General features: G+C 63.1%; 19 protein-coding genes. 13 read left to right on the top strand and 6 right to left on the bottom strand.

What is annotated here, in order from left to right; all coding sequences use genetic code 11:
- The first annotated feature begins 276 nt into the window (after window positions 1–276).
- From F759_RS0108520 to F759_RS0108500, 5 genes are all read left to right on the top strand, one after another.
- Window positions 277–876 carry a TetR/AcrR family transcriptional regulator gene (locus tag F759_RS0108520; RefSeq protein WP_027799479.1) on the top strand — a complete coding sequence of 200 codons (600 nt, stop codon included), beginning with the start codon at window positions 277–279 and terminating at the stop codon, window positions 874–876.
- A 123-nt stretch (window positions 877–999) separates the two neighbouring features.
- Entirely contained in the window at window positions 1,000–2,787 is a 1,788-nt protein-coding gene (locus F759_RS0108515) for an acyl-CoA dehydrogenase C-terminal domain-containing protein (protein WP_027799478.1), read from the top strand.
- 115 nt (window positions 2,788–2,902) lie between these two features.
- Complete coding sequence (locus F759_RS0108510; RefSeq protein ID WP_027799477.1) at window positions 2,903–5,350, top strand: 3-hydroxyacyl-CoA dehydrogenase/enoyl-CoA hydratase family protein; 2,448 nt, start codon at window positions 2,903–2,905, stop codon at window positions 5,348–5,350.
- 41 nt (window positions 5,351–5,391) lie between these two features.
- On the top strand, window positions 5,392–6,591 hold the full coding sequence (locus tag F759_RS0108505; protein ID WP_027799476.1) for an acetyl-CoA C-acyltransferase: 1,200 nt from the start codon (window positions 5,392–5,394) through the stop codon (window positions 6,589–6,591).
- Window positions 6,592–6,726: 135 nt separating this feature from the next.
- Window positions 6,727–7,497, top strand: coding sequence for an enoyl-CoA hydratase (locus tag F759_RS0108500; protein ID WP_084534223.1), 771 nt, complete (start codon window positions 6,727–6,729; stop codon window positions 7,495–7,497).
- A gap of 33 nt (window positions 7,498–7,530) precedes the next feature.
- On the opposite strand, the gene fdhD is transcribed toward F759_RS0108500, so the two are convergent.
- Window positions 7,531–8,370: a formate dehydrogenase accessory sulfurtransferase FdhD gene (fdhD, locus tag F759_RS0108495; protein ID WP_027799474.1), complete on the bottom strand. Its 840-nt coding sequence runs from the start codon at window positions 8,368–8,370 to the stop codon at window positions 7,531–7,533.
- A gap of 124 nt (window positions 8,371–8,494) precedes the next feature.
- Between fdhD and F759_RS0108490 the strand changes: the two genes are divergently transcribed.
- Together F759_RS0108490 and F759_RS0108485 are read left to right on the top strand one after the other, a co-directional pair.
- Window positions 8,495–8,971 (top strand): nitrate reductase associated protein, encoded by a 477-nt coding sequence (locus F759_RS0108490; protein ID WP_027799473.1) that lies wholly within the window; start codon window positions 8,495–8,497, stop codon window positions 8,969–8,971.
- A gap of 290 nt (window positions 8,972–9,261) precedes the next feature.
- Window positions 9,262–12,369: an EAL domain-containing protein gene (locus tag F759_RS0108485; RefSeq protein ID WP_027799472.1), complete on the top strand. Its 3,108-nt coding sequence runs from the start codon at window positions 9,262–9,264 to the stop codon at window positions 12,367–12,369.
- Window positions 12,370–12,428: 59 nt separating this feature from the next.
- Here the strand turns inward: F759_RS0108485 and F759_RS0108480 are convergent, their stop codons facing one another.
- Complete coding sequence (locus tag F759_RS0108480; RefSeq protein WP_027799471.1) at window positions 12,429–13,043, bottom strand: glutathione S-transferase; 615 nt, start codon at window positions 13,041–13,043, stop codon at window positions 12,429–12,431.
- Window positions 13,044–13,202: 159 nt separating this feature from the next.
- On the opposite strand from F759_RS0108480, the gene F759_RS0108475 reads away from it, so the two are divergent.
- On the top strand, window positions 13,203–14,120 hold the full coding sequence (locus F759_RS0108475) for a LysR substrate-binding domain-containing protein (protein ID WP_027799470.1): 918 nt from the start codon (window positions 13,203–13,205) through the stop codon (window positions 14,118–14,120).
- 21 nt (window positions 14,121–14,141) lie between these two features.
- On the opposite strand, the gene F759_RS0108470 is transcribed toward F759_RS0108475, so the two are convergent.
- Window positions 14,142–14,537 carry an acyl-CoA thioesterase gene (locus F759_RS0108470; protein ID WP_027799469.1) on the bottom strand — a complete coding sequence of 132 codons (396 nt, stop codon included), beginning with the start codon at window positions 14,535–14,537 and terminating at the stop codon, window positions 14,142–14,144.
- Between the two features lie 319 nt (window positions 14,538–14,856).
- On the opposite strand from F759_RS0108470, the gene F759_RS0108460 reads away from it, so the two are divergent.
- Window positions 14,857–16,746 (top strand): ABCB family ABC transporter ATP-binding protein/permease, encoded by a 1,890-nt coding sequence (locus F759_RS0108460; RefSeq protein ID WP_027799467.1) that lies wholly within the window; start codon window positions 14,857–14,859, stop codon window positions 16,744–16,746.
- A 184-nt stretch (window positions 16,747–16,930) separates the two neighbouring features.
- On the opposite strand, the gene murU is transcribed toward F759_RS0108460, so the two are convergent.
- Together murU and F759_RS0108450 are read right to left on the bottom strand one after the other, a co-directional pair.
- The gene (gene murU, locus F759_RS0108455; protein ID WP_407668525.1) at window positions 16,931–17,638 is read right to left on the bottom strand and encodes an N-acetylmuramate alpha-1-phosphate uridylyltransferase MurU; all 708 of its coding nucleotides are present in this window, start codon (window positions 17,636–17,638) and stop codon (window positions 16,931–16,933) included.
- A gap of 9 nt (window positions 17,639–17,647) precedes the next feature.
- The gene (locus F759_RS0108450; RefSeq protein ID WP_027799465.1) at window positions 17,648–18,778 is read right to left on the bottom strand and encodes an aminoglycoside phosphotransferase family protein; all 1,131 of its coding nucleotides are present in this window, start codon (window positions 18,776–18,778) and stop codon (window positions 17,648–17,650) included.
- 221 nt (window positions 18,779–18,999) lie between these two features.
- Here F759_RS0108450 and F759_RS0108445 point away from each other — a divergent pair, with 221 nt between their 5' ends.
- The 4 genes from F759_RS0108445 (at window position 19,000) to rsmA (ending at window position 24,725) form a co-directional block, all read left to right on the top strand.
- A complete protein-coding gene (locus F759_RS0108445) occupies window positions 19,000–21,366 on the top strand; it encodes an LPS-assembly protein LptD (RefSeq protein ID WP_027799464.1) in 2,367 nt (788 codons plus the stop codon).
- Between the two features lie 67 nt (window positions 21,367–21,433).
- Window positions 21,434–22,798: a peptidylprolyl isomerase gene (locus tag F759_RS0108440; RefSeq protein ID WP_027799463.1), complete on the top strand. Its 1,365-nt coding sequence runs from the start codon at window positions 21,434–21,436 to the stop codon at window positions 22,796–22,798.
- A gap of 5 nt (window positions 22,799–22,803) precedes the next feature.
- On the top strand, window positions 22,804–23,814 hold the full coding sequence (gene pdxA / locus F759_RS0108435) for a 4-hydroxythreonine-4-phosphate dehydrogenase PdxA (protein ID WP_027799462.1): 1,011 nt from the start codon (window positions 22,804–22,806) through the stop codon (window positions 23,812–23,814).
- Between the two features lie 80 nt (window positions 23,815–23,894).
- Window positions 23,895–24,725 (top strand): 16S rRNA (adenine(1518)-N(6)/adenine(1519)-N(6))-dimethyltransferase RsmA, encoded by an 831-nt coding sequence (rsmA, locus tag F759_RS0108430; RefSeq protein ID WP_027799461.1) that lies wholly within the window; start codon window positions 23,895–23,897, stop codon window positions 24,723–24,725.
- 126 nt (window positions 24,726–24,851) lie between these two features.
- Here rsmA and F759_RS0108425 read toward each other — a convergent pair whose 3' ends face one another.
- The gene (locus tag F759_RS0108425; RefSeq protein WP_027799460.1) at window positions 24,852–25,778 is read right to left on the bottom strand and encodes a DMT family transporter; all 927 of its coding nucleotides are present in this window, start codon (window positions 25,776–25,778) and stop codon (window positions 24,852–24,854) included.
- Between the last annotated feature and the right edge of the window lie 178 nt (window positions 25,779–25,956).

Below are 25,956 nucleotides of genomic sequence, written 5' to 3'. Positions count from 1 at the left end.
TCGTCGTTGGCCCTGCGACCTTTTACGACATCCAATGCCGGCCAGACGGCGACAACGCAACGGAAACCGCATCGAAAACGGACGTCCCCTTGAGCAACAATCCCTTCAAGGCGAACCCCTCTAAAAAATCAGCTTCCTCCGATTGCCAGATGCCGCAGAATTGAAACCTAGTTAGAAACCGGTTTCTAATAAAGTCCTTGTTTCACGGACGGCGCGACTCAATAATAGTACGGCCGTTCGATTTTCATTTCGGTCACATTAGAACGGTAAAAAGCTATGCGAAAAGGCGAACAGACGCGAGCCGCAATTCTCGATGCAGCACTTGATCTTGCAAGTCGCGACGGACTGGAAGGTCTGACGATTGGCCTCCTGGCCGAGCGCATGCAGATGAGCAAAAGCGGCGTGTTTGCGCATTTCGGGTCGCGCGAGGACTTGCAGGTTGAAGTCGTGCGTGAATATCACCGTCGTTTCGAAGACGAGGTGTTTTTCCCGAGCCTGCGCGAGCCTCGCGGATTGCCACGCTTGCGCGCGATGATTTCCCGCTGGATCGAGAAACGCATTCAGGAAGTCACGACCGGGTGCATCTACATCAGCGGTGCCGTCGAGTATGACGACCGCGCGGATAACCCGGTGCGCGAGCAACTGGTGTCGAGTGTGACGATCTGGCGTGCGGCGCTCACTCGCGCGATTTCGCAAGCGGTGGCAGAAGGGCATCTGCGTGCCGATACCGATCCGCAGTTGATGCTCTTCGAACTGTACAGCTTCACGCTCGGCCTGCATCACGACGCGCGCTTCCTGCATCTGCCAGATGCCGTGCGTCTCACGTGGGCCGCGCTCGAAAAATTGATTGTTTCGTATCAAAGCGAAAGCCGTTAGCCGAACAAGCCGCGGAACCTGAAAAAAATTTCAGCGGCCACAAAGCGCGAAAGCGACATGAGAGATCCGCATTGCGGGCTCCCGCTAACGGCCTGGCTTCATGTTCAAACTTTGGAGAGAGTCATGGGACAGTACGCCGCGCCGCTGCGCGACATGCAATTCGTGTTGCACGAGCTGCTCAACGTCGAAGCTGAAATCAGGCAGATGCCGAAGCACGCGGATCTCGACGCCGAGACGATCAACGCCGTGCTCGAAGAGGCCGGCAAATTTTGCTCCGAAGTGTTGTTCCCGCTGAATCACAGCGGCGACCAGGAAGGCTGCACGTATGTCGGCGACGGCGTCGTGACCACGCCCAAGGGCTTCAGGGAAGCTTATCAACAGTACGTGCGAGCAGGCTGGCCCGCGCTTGGCTGCGATCCGGAATACGGCGGTCAAGGCTTGCCCGCGTTCGTGAACAACGCGTTGTATGAAATGCTGAACTCGGCGAATCAGGCGTGGACGATGTACCCCGGCCTGTCGCACGGCGCGTACGAATGTCTGCACGCGCACGGCACGCCCGAGCTCCAGAAAGCCTATCTGCCGAAACTGGTCTCGGGCGTCTGGACCGGCACCATGTGTCTGACGGAACCGCATTGCGGCACCGACCTCGGCATTCTGCGCACCAAGGCCGAGCCGAACAGCGACGGTTCGTACTCGATCAGCGGCACGAAGATTTTCATCTCCAGCGGCGAACATGATCTCGCGGAGAACATCGTTCACCTCGTGCTCGCGCGCCTGCCGGCTGCGCCCAAGGGCACCAAGGGCATTTCGCTTTTCATCGTGCCGAAGTTCATTCCGAACGAAGCGGGCGAATCGGGCGAACGCAATGGCGTGAAGTGCGGCTCCATCGAACACAAGATGGGAATTCACGGCAACGCGACCTGCGTGATCAATCTCGACAACGCGAAGGGCTGGCTCGTCGGTGAGCCGAACAAAGGCCTGAACGCAATGTTCGTGATGATGAACGCCGCGCGTCTCGGCGTCGGCATGCAAAGCCTGGGTCTTACCGAGGTCGCATATCAGAACTCGCTCGCGTACGCGAAAGAGCGTCTGCAGATGCGCTCGTTGACCGGCCCGAAGGCGCCTGAGAAGGCGGCTGATCCGATCATCGTGCATCCGGACGTGCGTCGCATGCTGCTCACGCAAAAAGCCTATGCCGAAGGCGCGCGCGCGTTCTCGTACTGGTCCGCGCTGCATATCGACAAGGAACTGTCGCACGCCGATGAATCGGTGCGCAAGGAAGCCGCCGATCTCGTCGCACTGCTCACACCGATTTTGAAAGCGTTCCTGTCGGACAACGCGTTCGAAGGCACCAATCACGCGATGCAGATCTACGGCGGTCACGGTTTCATCGCCGAATGGGGCATGGAGCAGTACGTGCGCGACGCACGTATCAACATGATCTACGAAGGCACCAACGCAATTCAGGCGCTCGACCTGCTGGGCCGCAAGATTCTCGGCGACATGGGCGCGAAGATGAAGAAGTTCGGCAAGCTCGTGACGGAGTTTGTCGAAGCCGAAGGCGTGAAGCCAGAGATGCAGGAGTTCATCAACCCGCTCGCCGACATCGGCGAAAAGGTGCAGAAGCTGACGATGGAAATCGGCATGAAGGCCATGCAGAACCCCGACGAAGTCGGCGCCGCCGCGGTGCCGTACCTGCGCACCGTCGGGCATCTGGTGTTCTCGTACTTCTGGGCGCGCATGGCGCGCATTGCTCTGGACAAGGAAGCGTCGGGCGATCCGTTTTACAAGGCCAAGCTTGCCACCGCGCGCTTTTATTTCGCAAAGCTGCTGCCGGAAACGGCCATGACGATCCGTCAGGCGCGCGCCGGTTCGAAGTCGCTCATGGAAGTCGAAGAAGCGCTGTTCTAAGCCATCTCACGGAAAGCGTCGCGCTCGTTTGGACAGCGCGGCGCTTTCGCCAGCCACACCTGTCGCGAGCCAGCCGACACATTCGCGACACCGCATAACTCCCCGGAGGAACGACGTGAGCAATCTGATCATTCGCAAGGTAGCCGTGCTCGGCGCCGGCGTGATGGGCGCGCAGATCGCCGCGCACCTGATCAACGCCAAGGTGCCCGTGCTGCTGTTCGACCTGCCCGCCAAGGAAGGCCCGAAGAACGCGATCGCGCTGAAGGCGATCGAGAATCTGAAGAAGCTGTCGCCGGCGCCGTTCGGCGTGAAGGACGACGCCCAATACATCCAGCCCGCGAATTACGACGACGACATCGAGAAGCTCGCCGAATGCGACCTCGTGATCGAAGCCATTGCCGAGCGCATGGACTGGAAGCACGACCTGTACAAGAAGGTTTCGCCGCATATCGCGCCGAACGCGATTTTCGCGACCAACACGTCGGGTCTGTCGATCACCGAACTCTCGCAAGGTTTCGCGGACGAGCTGAAGGCGCGCTTCTGCGGCGTGCACTTTTTTAATCCGCCGCGTTATATGCACCTTGTCGAACTGATTCCAACCGCGACGACGCGCCCGGAAATTCTCGATCAACTGGAGACGTTCCTGACGAGCGTGGTCGGCAAGGGCGTCGTGCGCGCGAAGGACACGCCGAACTTCATCGCGAATCGCGTCGGTATTTTCTCGATTCTCGCCGTCATTACCGAAGCCGCGAAATTCGGCCTGCGTTTCGACGAAGTCGACGATCTCACCGGCTCGCGTCTGGGTCGCGCGAAGTCGGCCACGTTCCGCACCGCGGATGTGGTCGGTCTCGACACGATGGCGCACGTCATCAAGACGATGCAGGACAACCTGAAGGACGATCCGTTTTTCCCCGTCTACGAAACGCCGGCCGTGCTGGCCGAACTCGTGAAAAAGGGCGCGCTCGGTCAGAAGACCGGCGGCGGCTTCTACAAGAAGGAAGGCAAGGCGATCAAGGTGCTCGATCCGAAAACGGGCGAGTACGTGGACGGCGGTGCGAAGGCAGATGAACTGGTCGGCCGCATCCTGAAGCGTCCGCCGGCCGAGCGCCTGAAGCTGCTACGCGAATCGCAGCATCCGCAGGCTCAATTCCTGTGGGCGATTTTCCGCGACGTGTTCCACTACATCGGCGTGCATCTGCAATCCATCGCCGATAACGCGCGCGACGTCGATCTGGCAATCCGCTGGGGCTTCGGCTGGAACGAAGGTCCGTTCGAAGGCTGGCAAACGGCCGGCTGGAAGCAGGTCGCCGAGTGGGTGCAGGAAGACATCGCGGCGGGCAAGGCACTCGCGAACGTGCCGTTGCCGTCGTGGGTGCTCGAAGGCCCGGTCGCCGAACAGGGCGGCGTGCATACGAACGAAGGCTCGTGGTCGCCGGCTTCGAACACGTTCGTGCCACGCTCGTCGCTCAGCGTGTACGACCGGCAGGTATTCCGCGCGCCGCTCGTCGGCGAAACGTCAAGCGATCCGAAGACCTACGGCAAAACGCTGTTCGAAACCGACGCGGTGCGTGCATGGGTTGACGACCGCGCCGGCCGGGGTTCAGACGAAAGCGACATATTGATCGTGTCGTTCAAGAGCAAGATGAACACGATCGGACCGTCGGTGATCGACGGTCTCACGCAGGCAATCGAGCTGGCCGAGAAGGACTACAAGGGTCTCGTCGTATGGCAGCCGACGTCGCTGAAACTCGGCACGCCGGGCGGCCCGTTCTCGGCGGGCGCCAATCTCGAGGAAGCGATGCCCGCGTTCATGATGGGCGGCGCGAAGGGCATCGAGCCGTTCGTCAAGAAATTCCAGCAGGGCATGCTGCGCGTGAAGTATGCGAGCGTGCCGGTGGTGTCGGCGGTGTCCGGCATCGCGCTCGGCGGCGGCTGCGAGTTGGCGCTACATAGCGCGAAGCGCGTCGCGCACATCGAAAGCTATATCGGTCTGGTCGAAGTCGGCGTGGGTCTCGTGCCTGCGGGCGGCGGCCTGAAGGAAGCGGCGCTGCGCGCAGCGGAAGCCGCGACGCAAGTCGGCGCAACCAACGACCTGCTCAAGTTCGTGCAGAAGTCGTTCGAGAACGCGGCGATGGCGAAGGTCTCGGCGTCTGCGCTCGACGCGCGCGCAATGGGCTACCTGAAGCCGTCGGACACGATCGTCTTCAACGTGTTCGAACTGCTCGACGTCGCAAAGAAAGAAGCGCGCGCACTGGCTGCTGCCGGTTATCGTCCGCCGCTGCGTGTCACGCAAGTGCCGGTGGCGGGGCGTTCGGCGATCTCGACGATCAAGGCTTCGCTCGTGAACATGCGCGACGGCCGATTCATCAGCGAGCATGATTTCCTGATCGCGAGCCGTATCGCGGAAGCGGTGTGCGGCGGTGATGTCGAAGCGGGCAGCCTGGTCGATGAAGAATGGCTGCTTCAACTGGAGCGTCGCGCGTTCGTCGATCTGCTCGGCACGCAGAAGACGCAGGAACGGATCATGGGCATGCTGCAAACCGGCAAGCCGGTGCGTAATTGACGCCACTGAGTAAGCGCGACCACCGGAATTAGGAGCTTTAAATGACAAAGCAATTGCAAGACGCATACATCGTCGCCGCGAGCCGTACGCCGATCGGCAAGGCGCCGCGCGGCATGTTCAGGAACACGCGCCCCGACGAACTGCTGGTGCACGCAATCAGATCGGCCGTGGCACAGGTGCCGGGCCTCGATACCACAGTGATCGAAGACGCCATCGTCGGCTGCGCGATTCCCGAGGCAGAGCAAGGGCTGAACGTTGCACGCATGGGCGCGCTGCTGGCGGGCCTGCCGCAGTCAGTGGGCGGCGTCACGGTGAACCGCTTCTGCGCGTCGGGCCTCACCGCGCTGGCGATGGCCGCCGACCGCATCCGCGTCGGCGAATCGGACGCGATGATCGCGGGCGGTTGCGAGTCGATGAGCATGGTGCCGATGATGGGCAACAAGCCGTCGCTGTCGCCGCATATCTTCGATCGCAATGAAGACATCGGCATTGCGTACGGCATGGGTCTGACCGCGGAGAAAGTCGCCGAGCGCTGGAAGATCAGCCGCGAAGCGCAAGACGCGTTCTCGGTCGAATCGCATCGTCGCGCAATCGCCGCGCAGCAAGCCGGCGAGTTCAACGACGAGATCGCTGCGTACACGATCACCGAGCGCTTCCCCGATCTCGCCACCGGCGAAGTGCGCGTCAAAGCGCGTGAAGTCTCGCTCGACGAAGGCCCACGTGCGGACACGTCGCTCGAAGGTCTCGCCAAGCTGCGCACGGTGTTCGCGAACAAGGGTTCGGTGACGGCGGGCAACAGTTCGCAGACGTCGGACGGCGCGGGCGCGCTGATCGTCGTGTCGGAAAAGATCCTGAAGCAGTTCAACCTGACGCCGCTCGCACGCTTCGTCAGCTTCGCGGTGCGCGGAGTGCCGCCGGAAATCATGGGCATCGGGCCGAAGGAAGCGATTCCGGCCGCGCTGAAGGCCGCCGGACTGAAGCAGGACGACATCGACTGGATCGAATTGAACGAAGCGTTCGCCGCGCAATCGCTCGCGGTGATTCAGGACCTCGGGCTCGATCCGTCGAAGATCAACCCGCTCGGCGGCGCAATCGCACTTGGGCACCCGCTCGGCGCGACCGGCGCGATTCGTGCGTCGACGGTCGTTCACGGTCTGCGCCGCCGCAACTACAAGTACGGCATGGTGACGATGTGCGTCGGTACGGGCATGGGCGCGGCGGGCATCATCGAGCGGCTGTGACACAGTCCGCTCCGAGGTTCGCGGCAAGCCGTTAAGGCGCGCAGAACGGTTCGCAGGCTTGCCGCTTGCGAACCGTTTTCGCATTCGCAGCAGCAGTTTCCGAAGCAGTTTCCGTAGCAGTCGAGGGAGACGAAGATGACGATGGATATTCTGGTCGAGCGCGCAAACGGCGTGCTGACAATGGCCTTCAACCGGCCGGAGAAGAAGAACGCGATCACGGCCGCGATGTATCAAACGATGGCCGACACGCTGGTCGGCGCGCAAGGCGATGCGTCGGTGCGCGCGATTCTGATTCGCGGCAGTGCGAACATTTTCAGCGCCGGCAACGACCTCGAAGATTTCATGAAGGCGCCGCCGATGGGCGAAAACGCGCCGGTGTTCCAGTTCCTGCGCGCAATCAGTTCGGCCGAGAAGCCGGTCGTCGCGTCGGTGGCGGGGCCGGCGGTGGGCATCGGCACGACGCTGCTGCTGCATTGCGATCTGGTTTATGCCGCCGACTCCGCTAGCTTCTCGCTACCGTTCGCGCAGCTTGGCTTGTGCCCGGAAGCGGCGTCGAGCCTGCTGTTGCCGCGCGTCGCCGGCTATCAGGCAGCGGCGGAAAAGCTTCTGCTCGGCGAGGCGTTCGACGCCGCGGAAGCGCAACGCATGGGCTTTGTGAACCGCGTGCTGCCGGCCGCGGAAGTCGATGCATTCGCGGCATCACAAGCCGCGAAGCTGGCCGCGCTGCCGGCGTCGTCATTGCGTGTGACGAAGAGCCTGATGAAGCGCGCGAGCCACCAGGAACTGCAAACGCAGATATCGGAAGAAGCTGTCCATTTCGGCAAGATGCTAATCGCGCCTGAAGCGCGCGAGGCGTTCAAGGCGTTCTTCGAAAAGCGCAAGCCGGATTTCCGGCAATTCGACTGAGCGGCGCGGCGGCGCATTTCAACCAGAGTTCGCTCAGGGCCGTGCCGGCTGCGCCGTGTCGTAATCGACGTAGCTGGTTTCGCGGCAGAAGCTGACGAGCCGCACGCCCGCCTTGCGGGCAATCGCAATGGCGAGCGTCGACGGCGCGGAAATCGTCGCGACCATCGGCACGTCGACGCGCGCCGCCTTGCGTACCAGCTCGTAACTCGCGCGGCTCGACAGGAACACGAAGCCCTCTTGGGTATCCACTCGATCGAGCACGAGTTGGCCGATCAGTTTGTCGAGCGCATTGTGGCGGCCGACGTCCTCGAACGCGTAGCGAATCGCGCCCGCCGCGTCGCACCATGCGGCGGCGTGCAGGCCGCCGGTGAGCCGCGTCAGCGCCTGGTGCTCCGGCAATTCGCGGGCAGCGCGCGCGATCGCGTCGGGNGCGAGCCGTTGCAGAAAGCCGGTATCCGGCACGCGTTCCGGTTTCAGATCAAGCAAATCGATGCTTTCGATGCCGCACACGCCGCAGCCGGTGCGGCCGGCCAACGCGCGGCGCTTGTCCTTCAGCGCGACGAACGCCTGTTGCACGACCTGCAATTGCACCTCGGCGTGCGGCAATTCGCCGTCGTCATGCAGCTCCACCTCGATGTCCTGAATGTCGCTGCCTCGCTCGACGATCCCTTCGGAGATGGCGAAGCCGACCGCGAACGCTTCCAGATCGCGCGGCGTGCACATCATCACCGCATGCGAAATGCCGTTGAAGACAAGCGCGACCGGCCATTCCTGGCCGACGTGGTCGGTGACCGTTTCCACCGCTGCACCGCGATGGCGATGCACCTGACGCTCCACGGCGCCCGGCTGCCCGGCTGTTTCGAGTTCGTTCAAGCTGATTCACTCCGTTTATGCTGCGCGCGCACCGTAATCTACCGCACGGCTGGTGCACGAATAAGGTTCTAAAATACCTCAAGCCGGGCTTGTGCGTTGCCCGTCAACAAAGAGGAACACTGCCATGGGACTGAACGAAGCACCGCTGCTGTTCAACTTCGAGGTTGAGTCGTCGGAGAATTTCACGTATATCCCGATGTCGGTCCGCTTCAATCTCGATCGTTTCGGGCTGCGCATTTCGCTCGCGCAGTGGCAAATGCTGCCGCTCGAAGACCGCAAGCTCCTCGCACGTTTCCCCGTCGACGACGACTCGGAGATCGAGCCGAACTTCGATCACGCGCTGTTCGAGATGCTACGCACTCACGCGAACGTCGAGCCGGAGTGGTTCACGCCGGATGAAGCGCCTGCGTGGTGCAACACGGACAGCGTGCCCGACAGCGTTGCGCGTCAGGCGAAACTGGCCGGGCTCGTGGCGCCAAGCGCCGCACGGTGGGCGGAGCTCGATCCGTTCAAGCGCTACGTGCTCGCCAAGCTGTCGCGCAAGCAGGAGATCAACCACGACTTCATCCCAGCGATGAAGGAATTTGGCGCGGCCGGCTAGGCGCGGCCGGCTAGGCGCGGCCGGCTAGATAAGACCGCTCAGGAGCGACCGGCTACGTAAGACCACGCAGGCGCACCTACCCGGACGCACCCGCCCCCCCCTGCGCCCACCAAAGCCCCGCTACCAAGACCCACCTCACCGCACAAAAATTTTTCCCTCCCCACCCTCAACCTATTCCGAACACTGCCGTTATTCATGGGTTGGCGCGTAAAAGACTTGCATCGATGTGGCCGGACGCATCGAAAGCGGCCTCGCGCTCCCGCCTGAAGAACGATCGACGTTCGGAACCCATGACTCCTTTCATCTCGAAGCGGCTGCTGATCAACATAGCGGTCGTGGCCGTCGCGCTCGGCGCAAACGTGTTCGTCGCGTACCTGCAGATCGGCGGCCAGCGCGACGCCGACGCTCGCATGTTGCATTCGACGCGCGTTCGACAGGGTCTCGACGCCTACCAGACAGCGCTCGACGGCGGCCTCGCCGCGCTCGCTCGTTTCGAGGCGTCGGCCGGACAGGCGCCCGTTCAGGCGGCAGCGACGATGAGCGCGACGCTCGCCCGTGTCCAGCGCGAATTGCGCGACGAGCTTGCCGACGAGCCCGCCATGCTCGCCGCGTTGGCGCAGGTTGGCGCGGACAGCCACGCGCTGCAACGCGACATCGACGATGCGCTGCTGACACGCGATGCCGCCGAGCCGGCGGCGTCACGCGCCTGGGCGTCGTCGTATATGCATGTGGAGTTCGGGCTGCAACGCGTCGAAGCGGGTCTTGCCGCGCTGCGCGACACCGAGAACCGCGCGTTCGAAGCGTCGCTCGCGGCTTCGTCGAAACGGGCGAAGCGCGCCATGTTCATGTTGGTCGTGACCATGTTCGCGGGCGGTGCGCTCCTTATCTTCACTTTCGGTGCACGCGAAAGCAGCGCCCGCAAAATGCTGCGCAGCGTGCGCGCACTCGGCCGCAACGACGAGCGCTTTCGCAGCCTGTTCGACGATCATCCGGTGCCGATGTACATCTTCGATCGCGAGACGCTGCGCTTTCTTGCCGTCAATTCCGCCGCGATCCAGCAGTACGGTTATTCTGAAGCCGAGTTTCTCGACATGACCCTGCGCGCGATCCGGCCGAATGCGGAGGTCGCGCGGCTCGAGTCGCACTTGCAGCGCGCCGACAGCGTGCAGCACGGCCGCACGATGGCAGGCATCTGGCATCACCGCCGCAAGGACGGCTCGGCGATCAGCGCGGATATTTCGTATCACGCGCTGAACTTCATGGGCCGCGCCGCGTTTTTTGTTCTCGCCGACGACGTCACCGAACAGATCAATGCCGAAGCCGAGGCGCAGCGTTCGAACCAGATGCTCGAAGCGGTGATCGACAACATCCCGCAGCGCATTTTCTGGAAGGATCTGGAGTCGCGCTATCTGGGCTGCAACATGGCGTTCGCGCGCGACGGCGGACTCTCGTATCCCGAACAGGTGGTGGGCAAGAGCGACGCGGACATGCCTTGGCGCGCGTTCGCCGAGTTGCTGAACGCGCACGATAAAGAAGTGATCGACACCGGCGTGCCGAAGATGAACTTCGAGGTCGACATGGTGATCGACGGCGTGCATCGCACGACCGTGACGAGCAAGCTGCCGTTCACCGACGGCGAAGGCCGCGTGATCGGCGTGCTCGGCTCGTACACGGACATCACCGAGCGCAAGCGCGCCGATCTCGCGTTGCGTCTGCAAAGCCGCGCGCTCGACGCGAGCGTCAACGCGATTCTGATCACGGCGCCGTCGCCGGCGGGCAATCTGATCGAATACGTGAATCCCGCGTTCATGCGTATCACGGGCTACGATCCCGCCGAGGTGATCGGCCACGATTGCCGCGTTCTGCAACGCGACGACCGCGAGCAGGAAGGCGTGGCGTCGATCCGCAAGGCGCTCGCCGCGAATCGCGAAGTCAGCGCAGTGGTGCGCAACTATCGGAAGGACGGCGCGCTGTTCTGGAATCAGTTGTTCATTGCGCCGGTGCCGAACGCAGAAGGCGTGATTACGCATCACATCGGCGTGATCAACGACGTGACCGACCTGATGCGCTATCAGGAACAGCTCGAATATCAGGCCAACTACGACAGCCTCACGCGCCTGCCCAACCGCAACCTGCTGCGCGACCGTTTGCAGCATGCGCTGATCGTCGCACAGCGGCAGCATAAGGGCGTCGCGGTCGTGTTCATGGATCTCGACGGTTTCAAGAACGTCAACGACAGCCTGGGCCACAGCGTCGGCGACCGGCTGCTCGGCGTCGTGGCCGAGCGGCTCGCGCGCTGCACTCGCACGAGCGACACCGTCGCGCGCCACGGCGGCGACGAGTTCGTGATCGTGATGACGGACACCGTCGATGAACAATCGCTGATCGCGTGGATGGAGCGTGTGCGCGCGTCGATTTCGGAGCCTGTCTGGCTCGACGGCACGGAGTTGTACGTGGGTTGCAGCATGGGCGCGAGTCTCTTTCCGCAAGACGGCGACGACGCTGAAACGCTGATGAAAAAGGCCGACCTCGCGATGTATCGCGCGAAGGACATGGGCCGCAACACGTTCCAGTTCTATCAGCCGGAGATGAACGCCAGCGCGGGCGCGCGACTGAATCTCGAACGACGCTTGCGTCGCGCGCTGCGCGACAACGAATTCCTGCTGCACTATCAGCCGCAGGTCGATATCGTCAGCGGACAGATTGTCGGCACCGAGGCGCTCGTGCGTTGGCGCGATCCGGAAGTGGGGCTCGTGCCGCCGTCGTCGTTCATTCCGGTCGCAGAGGAAAGCGGCCTGATCGGGCCGCTCTCGGAGTGGGTGCTGCGCGAAGCGTGCCGCCAGAACAAGGCGTGGCAAGACCTCGGCTTGCCGCCGGCGCGGGTGTCGGTGAATCTATCGGCGCGCGTATTCCAGCAGCGCGATATTGCGAAGCTCGTCATGCAGGTGCTCGACGAGACCGGCCTCGAGCCGCGATACCTCGAACTCGAACTGACCGAAAGCGCGATCATGCGCAACGCCGAAGAAGCGGTGTCGATGCTCAACGAACTGAGCGCGCTCGGCATTGGCCTCGCCATCGACGATTTCGGCACCGGCTATTCGAGCCTCAGCTACCTGAAGCGCTTTCCCGTGGACCGGCTGAAGATCGACCGCTCGTTCGTGTCCGATATCGGCATATCGGGCGACGACGAGACCATTACCTCGGCCATCATCGCGCTCGCCCATTCGCTTAAGTTGCAGGTGATTGCCGAAGGCGTGGAAACGTCGGCGCAACTCGACTTCCTGAAGGAGCGCGCTTGCGACGAGATGCAAGGCTTCTACTTCGCGAAGCCGTTGTCGACCGATGCGATTTGCGAGTTGATGCAAGGCGGCGCAGTGCGCGAATCCGCGATGGTTTGAAGGCTGGACAGACGCGCGGTGATTCGCGCGCCGCTGGTTCGGTTGCAATACCGCCAATCTCACACTGCCGGCGTGCTCACGAAAACCGGCAACTGTTCCGCCGCCGCCGAAAAAGCCTGCAAATGCGGATGCGCGCCCGCGCTCACGAGCTGCGGCAGCATCATCTGCGTGAAGTTCCAGGTGACCGCGAGCGTCACTTCGGCCGCCCCGAAGCGCTCAAGTTCGTTCGGCAACGGAGCCGCCGCGGCTTCCTGTTCGAGTTCGGCATACGCGGCGAGCAATTGCCCGCGCACGCGCTCCATCCACGGTTCATGCTGCTTTTCGACGGGCCGCAGATTGCGTTCGTAGACGATCTGCACCGTCTTGTCGCACGCGGCGAGCGCGAGCCCGGTGAGGCGGGCGGCGCGCAGGCAGTCGTCGCCGTGCGAGGGAAAGAGCCGCTGCCCGGAACTGGCGAGCGACGCGAGGTACTGAAGGATCACCGTCGAGTCCATCACCGTCTTGCCATTGTCGGCGACGAGCGTCGGCGCCTTGACGACCGGGTTGATGACCGCGAACTGGTCGTAAGTACTGAACACGGAGATGGGCGCATGTTCGAAGTCGAGCTTCAGCATCTTCATGCAAATAGCCACCCGGCGCACGTATGGCGAGTCGAGCATTCCGATCAGTTTCATGTCGTTTCCGTTAGACGTTCTATCATGATGCGCCGGCGCTCGGCGCGGCCTGCACATCTAGCCGCTGGCGCAGCATGGCGCCCGCACAGCATTAGATTAAGCATCTTCGTGCGACAGAAAAAGCGAAATTAATCGACGATTTACGTCAGAATCTCTTACATGAAACCGATACCGCCTTTGACCGCCTTGCGCTGCTTCGAGGCCGTCGCCCGGCTCGGCGGCGTCACGCAGGCCGCGCGCGAGCTGCATGTCACGCATTCGGCGGTGAGCCAACAGATCAAGGTGCTCGAAGATGCGATGGGCGTCGCGCTTTTCGTGCGCGAGGCGCGCGGGCTGCGGCCGACCGAAGAGGGCCGTCTCTACGCACTCGACATACGCGCGGCGCTGCGCGACATCACACAGGCCACGCGCCGCGCGCAGGCTCGTCCGCATGACAGCGAACTGGTGATCGTCACGTTGCCGTCGTTCGCCCAGCACTGGCTCGTGCCGCGTCTGCCCAGCTTTCGCGAAGCGCATCCGTACTATCGCGTTCGTCTCGTCACCAGTTTGCAACTCGAAGACTTGCGCCACGGCGCGAGCGATATCGGCATCCGCATGGGGCAGGGCCATTGGCCCGACGTCGCACAGCAAAAACTCTTCGACGATGAAATGATCGTGGTCGCCGCGCCGCATTTTGCGCCCGCGCCGACTGGCCGCTTCCCCGTCACGGCCGACGATGTAGTCGCGTGCCCGCTGATCTCGAGCCCCGACGCACCGTGGGGTGACTGGTGCGAAGCAGCGAAAGTCGCGCAGCCGGCTGCCGCGCGCGTGGTGTTATCCGCGAACGATTCCAACGTGGTGATCAGCGCGGTGTTGATGGGCCAAGGCGTCGCGCTGGAGCGACGCAGCCTCGTGTCGCATGCGCTCGCCCGCGGCGAACTGATGCAGATCACGTCGATCCGTGTGCCTTATCGCTATCCATACTGGCTCGTGTGGCAGCAACGCGAAACGCCCACTGCGCAGCAGGCGCATTTCGCACAGTGGATCGAAGGACAGGTGGACGCGTATCTGCGCGCCGATGGCGCACTGGGGCATTAGCGGTGATGGGCTGGGTCCCGCTCACTCGAGCGCCGGCAGCGCGCGCGGACGGCGGTCGCTATCGGTGGCGACGTAGGTCAGCGTGGCCTCGGTCACTTTCACGAGATCTTCCGCGAGGCTCATACGTTGCGCGTAGACCTCGACGGAAACGGTGACCGACGTATTGCCCGTCTTGACGATGTCCGCGTAAAAGCTCAGCAGATCGCCGACGAACACGGGCTGCTTGAACACGAACGAGTTGACCGCGATGGTCGCGACCCGGCCATTCGCGCGACGGCTTGCCGGAATCGATCCGGCAATGTCCACTTGCGCCATGATCCAGCCGCCGAACACGTCGCCGTGAACGTTCGCGTCCGACGGTTGCGGCACGACGCGCAGTGCGCAAGGTTTTTGCGGGAGTTGGAGAATGTCGGTCATCGGGCTACCCTGGAAACGCGTGTTGGTTTGATTGGCTCAGTCGGCTCGACCAGCGGGCGGGGACTATGCGGTAACGGCTCCATGCTAGCCGCGGACTTTGACCTTGGGAAACGGCAGGGCCACGCGGCCAACCTTCGACCGACGGCCGGATAGCCCACGAAAAGCGGCGCCAGCCGGCTTCTGCGACAATACGAAGATCAGGAATTGTACGGGAAAGCGCCCAGCGAGGTTGCGCGACCAGGCAGCGTGCCGACGTGCACGCGGCAGTTGGCGTACCGCTGCGAACTCCGGCATTTCCACATCCTCCCCAGCCGAATCCATGCGCCGCTCGCTTCCGTCCGAACCTTCGCCCATCTCTACCCAGCCGCGCAACGACTGGCAGACGATCCTGTCGCTGCTGCCGTATCTGGCGACCTACAAATGGCGCGTGGCCTTTGCGCTGAGTTGCCTGATCGGCGCAAAAATCGCCAATCTCGGTGTGCCGATCGTGATGAAGAGGATCGTCGACAGCCTCGCGTCGGTGCAGCATCTGACCGCGCTCGGCCGCGCGCACGATTCGCCGGGTATCGTGCTGCTCGGCGGCGTCGGCTTGCTGGTGGTCGCGTATGCGGTGGTGCGGCTTTCCACATCGCTCTTCTCCGAATTGCGCGAGATCCTGTTCTCTAAAGTCACCGAAAGCGCGGTGCGGCAGCTCGCGCTGAAAGTGTTCCGGCATCTGCATAACTTGTCGTTGCGCTTTCATCTGGACCGGCAAACGGGCGGCATGTCGCGCGACATCGAACGCGGCACGCGCGGCATCACGCAGCTCATTTCGTATTCTCTGTACAGCATTCTGCCGACGCTGGTCGAAGTCGGACTCGTGCTCGGATTTTTTGTCGTCAAATACGAGGCGTATTACGCGGTGGTCACGTTCGTGGCTCTCGCCGTCTACATCGTGTTCACGGTGAAAGTGACCGAGTGGCGCACGCATTTTCGCCGCACGATGAACGAGCTCGATTCGAAGGCGAACTCGCGCGCAATCGATTCGCTGCTCAACTACGAGACCGTCAAGTACTTCGGCAATGAAGAGTGGGAAGCAAGCCGCTACGACGAAAATCTGAAGCGCTATCGCACGGCGGCCATCAAATCGCAGCGTTCGCTGTCTGCGCTGAACTTCGGGCAGCAGGCGATCATCGGCACGGGGCTCGTGTTCATTCTGTGGCGCGCGACCGAAGGCGTCATGGCGGGACGCCTCACGCTCGGCGATCTCGTGCTGATCAACACGTTCATGTTGCAGCTTTATATTCCGCTGAATTTTCTGGGCGTGGTGTATCGCGAGTTGAAGCAAAGCCTCACCGACATGGACCGCATGTTCACGCTACTCGGCGCCGCGCAGGAAGTACCCGACCTGCCGGATGCGCTCGCGTTGCAAGTGAGCGGCGCGCAAGTGCGCTTCGAGCGCGTGAACTTTTCATACGAACCCGCGCGCCAGATTCTGCACGACGTGAGCTTTACGATTCCGGCCGGCACCACCACGGCGGTGGTCGGCCATAGCGGCTCGGGCAAGTCGACGCTCGCGCGGCTCATGTTCCGCTTCTACGATCTGGATCGCGCGACGGGTGGTGCAATCACCATCGACGGTCAGGACATTCGCGACGTGACGCAGGCTTCGCTGCGCGCGTCGATTGGCATCGTGCCGCAGGACACAGTGCTGTTCAACGATTCGATCTACTACAACATTGCTTATGGACGGCCGTCCGCGACGCGCGAGGAAGTCATCGCGGCGGCGCGCGCTGCGCATATCCACGAGTTCATCGAAGGACTGCCGAAGGGATATGAGACGCCCGTCGGCGAGCGCGGGCTGAAGCTGTCGGGCGGCGAGAAGCAGCGTGTCGCGATTGCGCGGACCATCCTGAAGAATCCGCCGATTCTATTGTTCGACGAAGCCACTTCGGCGCTCGATTCGCGTTCCGAGCGCGCGATCCAGCATGAGCTCGATCAGATCGCGCGCGAACGCACGACGCTCATCATCGCGCACCGGCTTTCGACGGTGGTGCACGCGCAGCAGATCATCGTGATGGACAAGGGGCGCATTGTCGAGCGCGGCACGCATGCCGAACTACTGCGCGCGAACGGCCTCTTCGCGCAGATGTGGGCGTTGCAGCAGCAGCGCGCGGCCGAAGCGCCGGAGCCGGCGGAGACCGTAGGGGCAGGCGATAGCGGGCGCTGACACGGCTGGCCGCGCAGTCAAGGCGCCCGCGCTCGTAGCGTGGCAACCGTCAGCGTGGCTTGTTCGCCGCTTACGCCGGGGTGTGTGCTGCTCACGCCGCGGCGTGTCTCATGCTCGTGCGGTAGTCGTGCTGCGTCCGCGCAGCTTTGTGCGGTGCTGGCGCCTTGGCTCGGGCGAGCCCGCTTTAGCGGGCAGCCAACCGCTGATCCAACGCCTGAAGCTGCGCCGGCGTTCCGACGTTTTCCCACAAGCCTTCGTATAGCTCGCCAGTAGCGAGACCGCGCGCAATCGTCTCGCGGTAATACGGCGTGAGCGCGCGCGGTGTGCCGAGCGGCAAATCGCGGAACATGCGCGTGTCGTAGAGCCCGATATTGCCGAACGTGAAGCGCGGCTCGGCGTCGAGCGACAACACGCCGCTCTTGAGCGCAAAGTCTCCGCCCGGATGAAACGGCGGGTTCGGCACCATCACCAGATGCATGCCCGGCTCCGTCAGCGCCTTCAATGCTTGCGCACGCGCGTTCAGAGCACGGTAATCGAAATCCGCGTACACGTCGCCGCTCACCGCGACGAACACCTCGCTCGCGCCGTTATCTTCGATAAACGGCAGTGCTTGCACGATGCCGCCCGCCGTCTCGAGCGCTTCGTGCTCGGGCGAATAGCGCAACTGTACTTGCCAGCGCGAACCGTTGCCGAGTGCCGCTTCGATCTGCTCACCAAGCCACGCGTGATTGATCACGATCGTCTCAAACCCCGCCCGTGCGAGCCGTTCGATCTGCCAGACGATCAGCGGTTTGCCGCCCACTTCGAGCAAAGGCTTGGGGCACGCGTCGGTCAACGGACGCATGCGCTCGCCGCGACCCGCGGCGAAAATCATCGCTTTCTTCAAGGACATTGTGATGGGTCAGAACGTGTAGCCGACTTCGTTCGCGCGGCCTTCGAGATCGTCGAGCAGCTTCGCGAACGGCCGCAGCGGCGCATAACGTTCGGCGACCTTGCGTGCATAGCCGATGAAACGCGGCAGATCCTTCATGTAATGCGGTTTGCCGTCGCGGTAATTGATGCGACAGAAAAGACCCAGTACCTTGATATGCCGTTGCAATCCCATCCATTCGATCTGGCGATAGAACTCGCCGAAATCGGGATCAACGGGCAGGCCGGCTTTCTTCGCGCGCTCCCAGTAGTACACGAAGCAGTCGAGCTCGAACTCCTCGTCCCAACTGAGGAACGCGTCGCGCAGGAGCGATGCGACGTCGTAGCTGATCGGGCCATACACCGCGTCCTGGAAGTCGAGCACGCCCGGGTTGGCCTCGCGGCTTGCTTCGTTGGCTAGGGTGGCCACGTGCGGCGCGTTCGGCGCGGCGCAGACCATCAGATTGCGCGGCATGAAATCGCGCAGCATGAACACTTGCGGTTGCGCCCGCGCGCTCGCGATCAGCAGCGCGAACGTGCGATCGAGCAGGCCGCGCGTGTTGTCGTCGACCTCGCGGCCAAGGTGCCGGCCGATGAACCACTCGGGCATCAATTCCATCTCGCGGCGCAGGAAGGCCTCGTCGAACGGCGGCAGCACGTCTTCGCGCGACGTGAGTTGCCAGCGGATCAGCGCGTCGAGCGCGTCTCGCATCAGCGTGCGGGCGCGGCGCGGGTCGCTGTCGTTTTGCGCGGCGGTGAGTGCGCCGAGGTACGACGCGGTGCCGAGGTCGGTGACGAGCATGAACCCCGCATCGAAGTCGGCCTCCAGCACGCGCGGCACATGCACGCCCGCGGCGTCGAGCAATTGCGCGATCTGCACGAATTCGCGGCACTTTTCAGGCGGCGGTGCATCGACGGCGATCAGCGTACCGGCGCTTTCGCCTTCCGCCGCCTTACCGGCAAGCCGGAAGTAGCGGCGAAAACTGGCGTCGGACGAAGCCGGCGCGAGCGTGCTGATATCGAGCGCATAGCGCGCCGCATAGCCTTGCAGCCAGGCCTCGAGCAGTTCGAGGCGGCGCTCGGCGGGGGAGTGTGTGAAGTCTTGGGAAGGGGGCAGCGTCATGAAAACCGGCGGCAAATTCAGAGGGACAACGTCTTGCCATATAATACCCCACGACTTTTTTGACGCGACTCACGCCAGCTTTCGCGTATTCCGCTTTACCGCCCGCCTCACCGTTCGAAGATTGTAAATATTGATGTGCAGCCGACTGTCACGGTCGTGGTGTGCAGGCGGTGGATCGTGACTGCAGAAGCTGACGGACGGGCCGATTCGCCAAACGATACATGCCGCCTAGACAGCTTTCCCAAACGATTCCCTCTTGTGCCGCGGTGCCGCGCAAAAGGCGGCTCGTCGCGGCGTTGATCGCCGTTCCGGGCCTCGTGCCCGCGCTTGCTCACGCCCAACTGGTCGGGGAGGCCGCGCAGCCGCAACCGATCGATCCGCCGTGGGGCATGCAACTCGCCCCGCAACTCGAAGATCACGTGCTGCAGCCGGGACAGAAGCCGGCCACGTTCGTTCTCGGCGATTCGACCAACGGCACCACCGATCAGGACATGGCCGTCAAGGGCTCGGCCGAAGTGCGCCGCAGTACGGTCGTGATCAAGGCCGACGCGCTTCATTACGATCAGGACACGGACATGGCCGACGCATACGGCCAGGTCCACATGAACAACAACGGTACGACGTTCGCCGGACCCGAAGCGCACATGCGCGTGGATTCGAGCGAAGGCTTCATGACCGCGCCGAAGTATCACTTCAACGTGACGGGCGGCTCGGGCAGCGCGGAGCGCGTCGACCTGCTGGATAACGAGCGCTCGGTGTTCACCAGGGGCACCTACACGGCCTGCGCCTGCGCCGACGATCCGGCGTGGTACATCAAGGGCAGCGAGTTCGATTTCGACACCGGCGCCGACGAAGGCGTGGCGTACAACAGCGTGCTGTTCTTCCAGGGGCTGCCGGTTTTCGCCTCGCCGTGGCTGTCGTTTCCGCTGTCGGGTGAGCGGCGCAGCGGTATCCTGCCGCCCACGTTCTCGCTCAGTTCGACGAACGGCTTCGAACTGTCGGTGCCGTATTACTTCAACATCGCGCCGAATCGCGATCTGACGGTTACGCCGCGCGTGATCTCGAAGCGCGGTGTGCAGTTGCAAAGCACGTTCCGCTATCTGTCGCCCACGTATTCGGGGTCGATCACCGGTGAGTTCCTGCCGAACGACCGGCTGACCCGGACCAACCGCTACGCGCTGTACATCCAGCACAACCAGAACTTCGGCAACGGGTTCGGCGGCTATATCTACTACAACAAGGTCTCGGACAATACGTATCCGGAAGACCTGTCGTCGTCGGTCAATCAGTTCATGAACGGCACCCAGCTCCTGTATCAACAGGAAGCCGGGTTGACGTATAACAACGGACCGTGGTCGGTGCTCGCGCGCGAGCAGCACTGGCAGACGCTCACGCCGTCGGTCGCGCCGTATGGACGCGAGCCGCAGTTGAACGTGAAGTACGCGAAGTACAACGTGGGCGGCTTCGACTTCGGTGCAGAAGCGGACTACACGAACTTCCGCATCACGACCGCGGACATGACGGAAGGCCAGCGGGTGCTGTTCAACCCGTACATTTCGTACTCGGTCGTGGGGCCAGGCTACTTCGTCACGCCGAAGGTGCAGTGGCACTTCGCGTCGTATAACCTGCGCAACATCAGCGGCGACGTGCCGGTCGGCACGCCTAAGAATTTCACCGAATCGATTCCGACGCTGAGCTTCGACACCGGGCTCATCTTCGACCGCTCGGTGCGGCTCTTCGGCGAGGATTACATCCAGACGCTCGAACCGCGCCTGTACTACGTGTACACGCCGTATCGCAATCAGGCGTCGGCGCCGCTCTTCGACACCGCCGAATCCGACTTCGGGCTCGCGGAGATCTTCACGCCGAATACGTTCGTCGGCAACGACCGTATTGCGGATGCGAACCGTCTGACCGCGGCCATCACCACGCGCTTTATCAACCCGGCAACGGGCGACGAACGCGCGCGTTTCGTGATCGCGCAGCAGTACTATTTCCAAGATCAACGCGTCACGCTGCTGCCGAATCAGACCAGCACGCAAGCCACGCATTCGGACCTGATCGTGGGCGCGTCGGTCAAGCTCGGGGCCGGTTTCGCGTCGGAAACCGCGTTCCAATATAATGCGGACAACAACCAGCTGGTCAAGACGAGCGTCGGTTTTGGCTTCAGTCCGGCGACCGGCAAGGTGCTCAACGTCGCCTATCGTTACACGCGCGCGAACACCACGCTGGACAACGAACCTATCAACCAGGTGCTGGTATCGGGGCAATGGCCGCTCACGCATCGGGTGTTCGGGGTTGGACGGTTCAACTACGATCTGGGCGGGCATCGGATCGTCGACGGCCTCGTCGGTCTGCAATACGACGCGGACTGCTGGACGCTCGGCGCGGGCATTCAGCGCTACGCGAACGGCCTGAATACGTCGGGGCAGCATCAGTCGAGCACGCGCTTTCTCGCGCAGTTGACGTTCAAGGGCTTGTCGAGCGTCGACAACGGGCTGATTTCCGCGTTCCGCAGCAGTGTGGCGGGCTATACGCCGCTGCCGCCACCGCCGCCGCCGGAGTCGCGGTTCATCAATTACGAATGACGCTCGCCCGGTCGTTCATCGAATGCGAAAAGACGGGCCAGGCGTGCCCGACATCATTGGAGTATCTGTGGCAATCATGAAAAAGCTTCGCTTGGCAACGCTCGCGGCAGGTCTTGCCGCCGTGGCGTCTTTCCTGTCGGTTGCGCCGGTACAGGCGCAGGCGCTCGGCGGCAACCGCGGCGGCCAGACGGTCGACACGATCGCCGCAGTGGTCAACAACGGTGTCATCACGCGGCGCGAGCTCGAAGAGCGCGTGGGGCTGATTACCCGCCGCCTGAGTCAGCAGAACGCACCGATTCCGCCGGCCGACCAGTTGCGTCAGCAGGTGCTCAACCAGATGGTGCTGGAGCGCATCCAGTTGCAGAAGGCGAAGGAAGACGGCATCAATATCGACGATGCGGCCGTGCAGAAAACGCTCGAGCGGCTCGCGCAGGCGAACAACCTGTCGCTCGACGTTTACCGTTCGCGGATCGAGGCGCAAGGCGTGCCTTGGGCCACTTTCACGAGCGACGCGCGCACCGAACTCACGCTTTCGCGTCTGCGTGAAAAGGAAGTGGACAGCAAGGTCACGGTGTCGGACGCGGAAGTCGCGAACTACATCGCAAGTCAGCGTGGCCCGAATGCCGGCGCGACGAGCGACCTGCATATGCAGCACATTCTGCTAAAGGCGCCGCTGAACGCGCCGCAAACGGATATCGAAGCGGCTCAGAAGAAGGCCGAGGCATTGCTTGCCGAAGCCAAGGGCGGCGCCAACTTCGAGAAGCTCGCGAAGTCGAATTCGCAGGCGCCCGATGCGTCGAAGGGCGGCGACATGGGCTTCGCCGCGCCGTCGAAGCTGCCGCCGGAGTTCGTCAAGGCGGCTTCGGCGCTGCGTCCTGGTCAGGTCAATCCGGAAGTGATCCGCACCAACGACGGTTTTGAAGTCGTGCGTCTCGTCGATCGCCGCACCGGTCAGGGCACGAGTTCCGACGCGCCGAAGCTCGTGCAAACGCACGTGCGCCACATCCTGCTGCGCGTGGGCGACGGCATGTCCGAGCCGCAAGCGCGCCAGAAGCTGCTCGAAATCAAGAAGGAAATTGCCGCAGGCGGCGACTTCTCCAAGTTCGCTCACACATATTCGCAAGATGGTTCATCGTCGCAAGGCGGCGACCTGGGCTGGATCAGCCCAGGCGAGACGGTGCCGGAATTCGAGCGCGCAATGAACGGCTTGCAGGACGGTCAGATCAGCGACCCGGTGCGCAGCGAATACGGCTATCACCTGATTCAGGTGCTGGGACGCCGCGAGTCCGAAGGCTCGGTCGCCCAGCAAATGGACCTCGCGCGCCAGGCCATCGGTCAGCGCAAGGCGGAGCAGGCTTACGCCGACTGGCTGCGCGAATTGCGCGACACCGCGTATGTCGAAGTAAAGCCCGATCTGTCTCGCGTTCAATAAACGTCATGAATTCCGCCGCCCAGTCCGCCAGCTTGCCGTTGCAGATCGCGATCACGACCGGGGAGCCCGCCGGCGTCGGTCCCGAACTGACCGCCCAGGCGCTCGCGGGTGCGGCGGCACACTGGCCCCGCGCACAGTTCACGGTGCTCGGCGATGCAGGTCTTATCGCTGAACGGGCGCGGGCAGTGGGCGTAGATTGGCAAGCGCTCGTGGCCGACGCGTCGCGCGTTCGGGTGCAGCATCGGCCGCTCGGTGCGCCGGCGGTCGCGGGCAAGCTGAACGCGGCCAATGGGCGCTACGTGCTCGATCTGCTGGACAGCGCAATCGACGGCGCAATGGCGGGCACATTCGACGCCATCGTTACCGCGCCGCTGCAAAAGAGCACCATCAACGATGCGGGCGTGCCTTTTACCGGCCACACCGAATTTCTCGCCGAACGCACGCACACGCCGCGCGTGGTGATGATGCTGGCGGGCACCGGCAAGCGTCCGTTGCGAGTGGCGCTTGCTACTACCCATTTGCCGCTGAAGGACGTGTCAACGGCGCTCTCGATAGAAGGTCTTGTCGAAACGCTGCGCATTGTCGATCACGATTTGCGGCATCACTTCGGCTTGCCGGCGCCGCGCATTCTCGTCACGGGTCTGAACCCGCATGCCGGGGAAAACGGCTACCTCGGCCGCGAGGAAATCGACGTGATCTCGCCGGCGCTCAAGCTCGCGAACGGCGAGGGCATCGACGCGCGCGGTCCCTATCCGGCTGACACGCTGTTTCAGCCGCGTTATCTGGACGAAGCCGACTGCGTGCTTGCGATGTTCCACGATCAGGGCTTGCCGGTGCTCAAATATGCGACGTTCGGCGAAGGCATCAATATCACGCTTGGGCTTCCGATCATCCGCACGTCGGTCGATCACGGCACCGCACTCGATCTCGCCGGCACCGGCCGCGCCGACGCGGGCAGCCTGATCGCCGCCATCGACACGGCGGTTTTAATGGCGCAACATCGCCGCGCGGGCTGATTCAACGTCGATTCAACGTCACATCGGCGCCTCGCGCATATTCATTTCTCAAGCCGTTTTCTTTCTTTAGCGTTTCTTCGATGTCCACCAGCAGACAGCAGCAGGGCCGGCACCAAGGTCATATTGCGCGCAAGCGTTTCGGCCAGAACTTTCTGGTCGACATGGGCGTGATCGATTCGATCGTCGACGTGATCCGGCCGCAACGCGGCGAACGCATGGTCGAGATCGGGCCGGGGCTCGGCGCGCTGACGGAACCGCTGATCGAGCGTCTGGCGACGCCCGAGTCGCCGCTTCACGCCGTCGAGTTGGACCGCGATCTGATCGGGCGTCTGAAGAACAAGTTCGGCGATCTGCTCCAGTTGCATGCGGGCGACGCACTCGCGTTCGACTTCGGCTCGCTGGCCGCGCCGGGCGACGAGCCGTCGTTACGCATTGTCGGCAATTTGCCATACAACATTTCGAGCCCGCTGCTGTTTCATCTCACTGCGTTTGCGCACCGCGTGATCGATCAGCACTTCATGCTGCAGAACGAAGTGGTCGAGCGGATGGTGGCCGAGCCGGGCACCAAGGCCTTCAGCCGCCTCTCGGTGATGCTGCAATATCGCTACGTGATCGACAAGCAGCTGGACGTGCCGCCCGAGGCATTCCAGCCGCCGCCGAAGGTCGATTCCGCGATCGTCCGAATGATCCCGTATGCGCCGCACGAGCTGACGCCGGTGGACGAGCGCGTACTCGGCGAAGTGGTCACGGCGGCGTTCTCGCAGCGGCGCAAGATGCTACGAAATACGTTGGCCGCGTTGCGCGACACGGTCGACTTCGACGCGATCGGCTTCGACTTGCAGCGCCGCGCCGAAGACGTGCCGGTGGCCGAGTATGTGCGCGTCGCGCAGATCGTGGCGGGTAAGCGTTAAGCGTTGGGCCCGAAGTTCTGAGCGCTAAACCTAAGCGCCCTGAAGCGCCAAGCCCGAGTGCCGAGCCGCTAAGCCTGGAGCCGTGAAGCTTCGGGTGCAGCGGCTCGGAGTCCCGAGCCACTCAGCTCACCGCTTACCCGGCGCATTGACCAGCGCGATGCCGGTCAGCACGAGCGCCGCAGCCATCAAAAACCGTACGCTGAACGACTCGCCGAGCAGCAGCACGCCGAAGGTCACGCCAAACAGCGGCGTGAGAAACGAGAACACCGACAGGCGCGAGGCGACGTAGCGTGTGAGCAGCCAGAACCACACCAGATAGCTGACGAACGCGACCACCACCGCCTGATACGCGAGGCTCGCAAGCGCCAACGGCGTCACCGTGTCGACGTGCGCCTCGCCGAACGCAAGCGCCAGCGCAAGCAGCACCACCGCGGACACCGCCAGTTGATAGAAGAGCGTCTTGCTCGCGCTCGAATGCGCGAGGCGCGTCGCGCGCACCACAACGGTCGTCGCGGCCCAGGCGATGCCCGCGAGCACGCCGAGCGCATCGCCGGCCACGGCAGCCAGAGACGGGCTGCGCGCCGCGGGGCCGTGCAGAAAGCCATCCGCGAAAGCCAACGTCATGCCCGCGAACGCAACGACAATGCCGAGCCATTGAATGCGGCGCATCCGCTCGCCTTCGACGAACCAGTGCAGGCCCAATGCCGTGAAGCAAGGCGCGGTGTATAGAAACACCGCCATGCGCGATGCACTCGTCAGCGTGAGCCCGAGAAAAATACACACGAACTCGGCCGCGAACAGCATGCCCGCAAGCAGCCCGGCCGTGAGCGTGCCGTCGTCGCGGAATAGCGGCGTGCCACGCGAGCGTGCCCAGCCCCACACCAGCAGCGTCGCGACTGCCGAGCGCAAACCGGCCTGAAAAAACGGTGGCAGCGTGGCGTTGGCGCTTTTGATCGCCACTTGCTGGAAACCCCAGATTGCGCACAAGCCGACCATCAGCAGGATGGCGAAGCTATCGGGGGCGCGGCGTGTGGGCGTGGCGGTGGTGCTCATGGGCGGTATGGTGACGATAAAGGCAAGGCAGGGTTGACCGGACCGGCGCAGGTCGTACGATATCAAACCCGTTCACCCGTCCATCCGATGACCCCACGGCCTACGCGTGCTTCCGGCAAGTCGCAAGTCATTTGCTGGTTTAAGGACGCCGGCGCAACTCGCGCGCAACACCTATTTC

Source organism: Paraburkholderia dilworthii, from assembly GCF_000472525.1.
Taxonomy (GTDB): Bacteria; Pseudomonadota; Gammaproteobacteria; order Burkholderiales; family Burkholderiaceae; genus Paraburkholderia; species Paraburkholderia dilworthii.
This window is presented reverse-complemented; position numbering and strand designations above follow the sequence as displayed.

Coding starts and splice junctions, on each gene's coding strand:
- F759_RS0108520 (WP_027799479.1), top strand. CDS start 277: ATGCGAAAAGGCGAACAGACGCGAGCCGCAATTCTCGATGCAGCACTT.
- F759_RS0108515 (WP_027799478.1), top strand. CDS start 1,000: ATGGGACAGTACGCCGCGCCGCTGCGCGACATGCAATTCGTGTTGCAC.
- F759_RS0108505 (WP_027799476.1), top strand. CDS start 5,392: ATGACAAAGCAATTGCAAGACGCATACATCGTCGCCGCGAGCCGTACG.
- F759_RS0108500 (WP_084534223.1), top strand. CDS start 6,727: ATGACGATGGATATTCTGGTCGAGCGCGCAAACGGCGTGCTGACAATG.
- F759_RS0108490 (WP_027799473.1), top strand. CDS start 8,495: ATGGGACTGAACGAAGCACCGCTGCTGTTCAACTTCGAGGTTGAGTCG.
- F759_RS0108485 (WP_027799472.1), top strand. CDS start 9,262: ATGACTCCTTTCATCTCGAAGCGGCTGCTGATCAACATAGCGGTCGTG.
- F759_RS0108480 (WP_027799471.1), bottom strand. CDS start 13,043: ATGAAACTGATCGGAATGCTCGACTCGCCATACGTGCGCCGGGTGGCT.
- F759_RS0108475 (WP_027799470.1), top strand. CDS start 13,203: ATGAAACCGATACCGCCTTTGACCGCCTTGCGCTGCTTCGAGGCCGTC.
- F759_RS0108470 (WP_027799469.1), bottom strand. CDS start 14,537: ATGACCGACATTCTCCAACTCCCGCAAAAACCTTGCGCACTGCGCGTC.
- F759_RS0108460 (WP_027799467.1), top strand. CDS start 14,857: ATGCGCCGCTCGCTTCCGTCCGAACCTTCGCCCATCTCTACCCAGCCG.
- murU (WP_407668525.1), bottom strand. CDS start 17,638: ATGTCCTTGAAGAAAGCGATGATTTTCGCCGCGGGTCGCGGCGAGCGC.
- F759_RS0108450 (WP_027799465.1), bottom strand. CDS start 18,778: ATGACGCTGCCCCCTTCCCAAGACTTCACACACTCCCCCGCCGAGCGC.
- F759_RS0108445 (WP_027799464.1), top strand. CDS start 19,000: ATGCCGCCTAGACAGCTTTCCCAAACGATTCCCTCTTGTGCCGCGGTG.
- pdxA (WP_027799462.1), top strand. CDS start 22,804: ATGAATTCCGCCGCCCAGTCCGCCAGCTTGCCGTTGCAGATCGCGATC.
- rsmA (WP_027799461.1), top strand. CDS start 23,895: ATGTCCACCAGCAGACAGCAGCAGGGCCGGCACCAAGGTCATATTGCG.
- F759_RS0108425 (WP_027799460.1), bottom strand. CDS start 25,778: ATGAGCACCACCGCCACGCCCACACGCCGCGCCCCCGATAGCTTCGCC.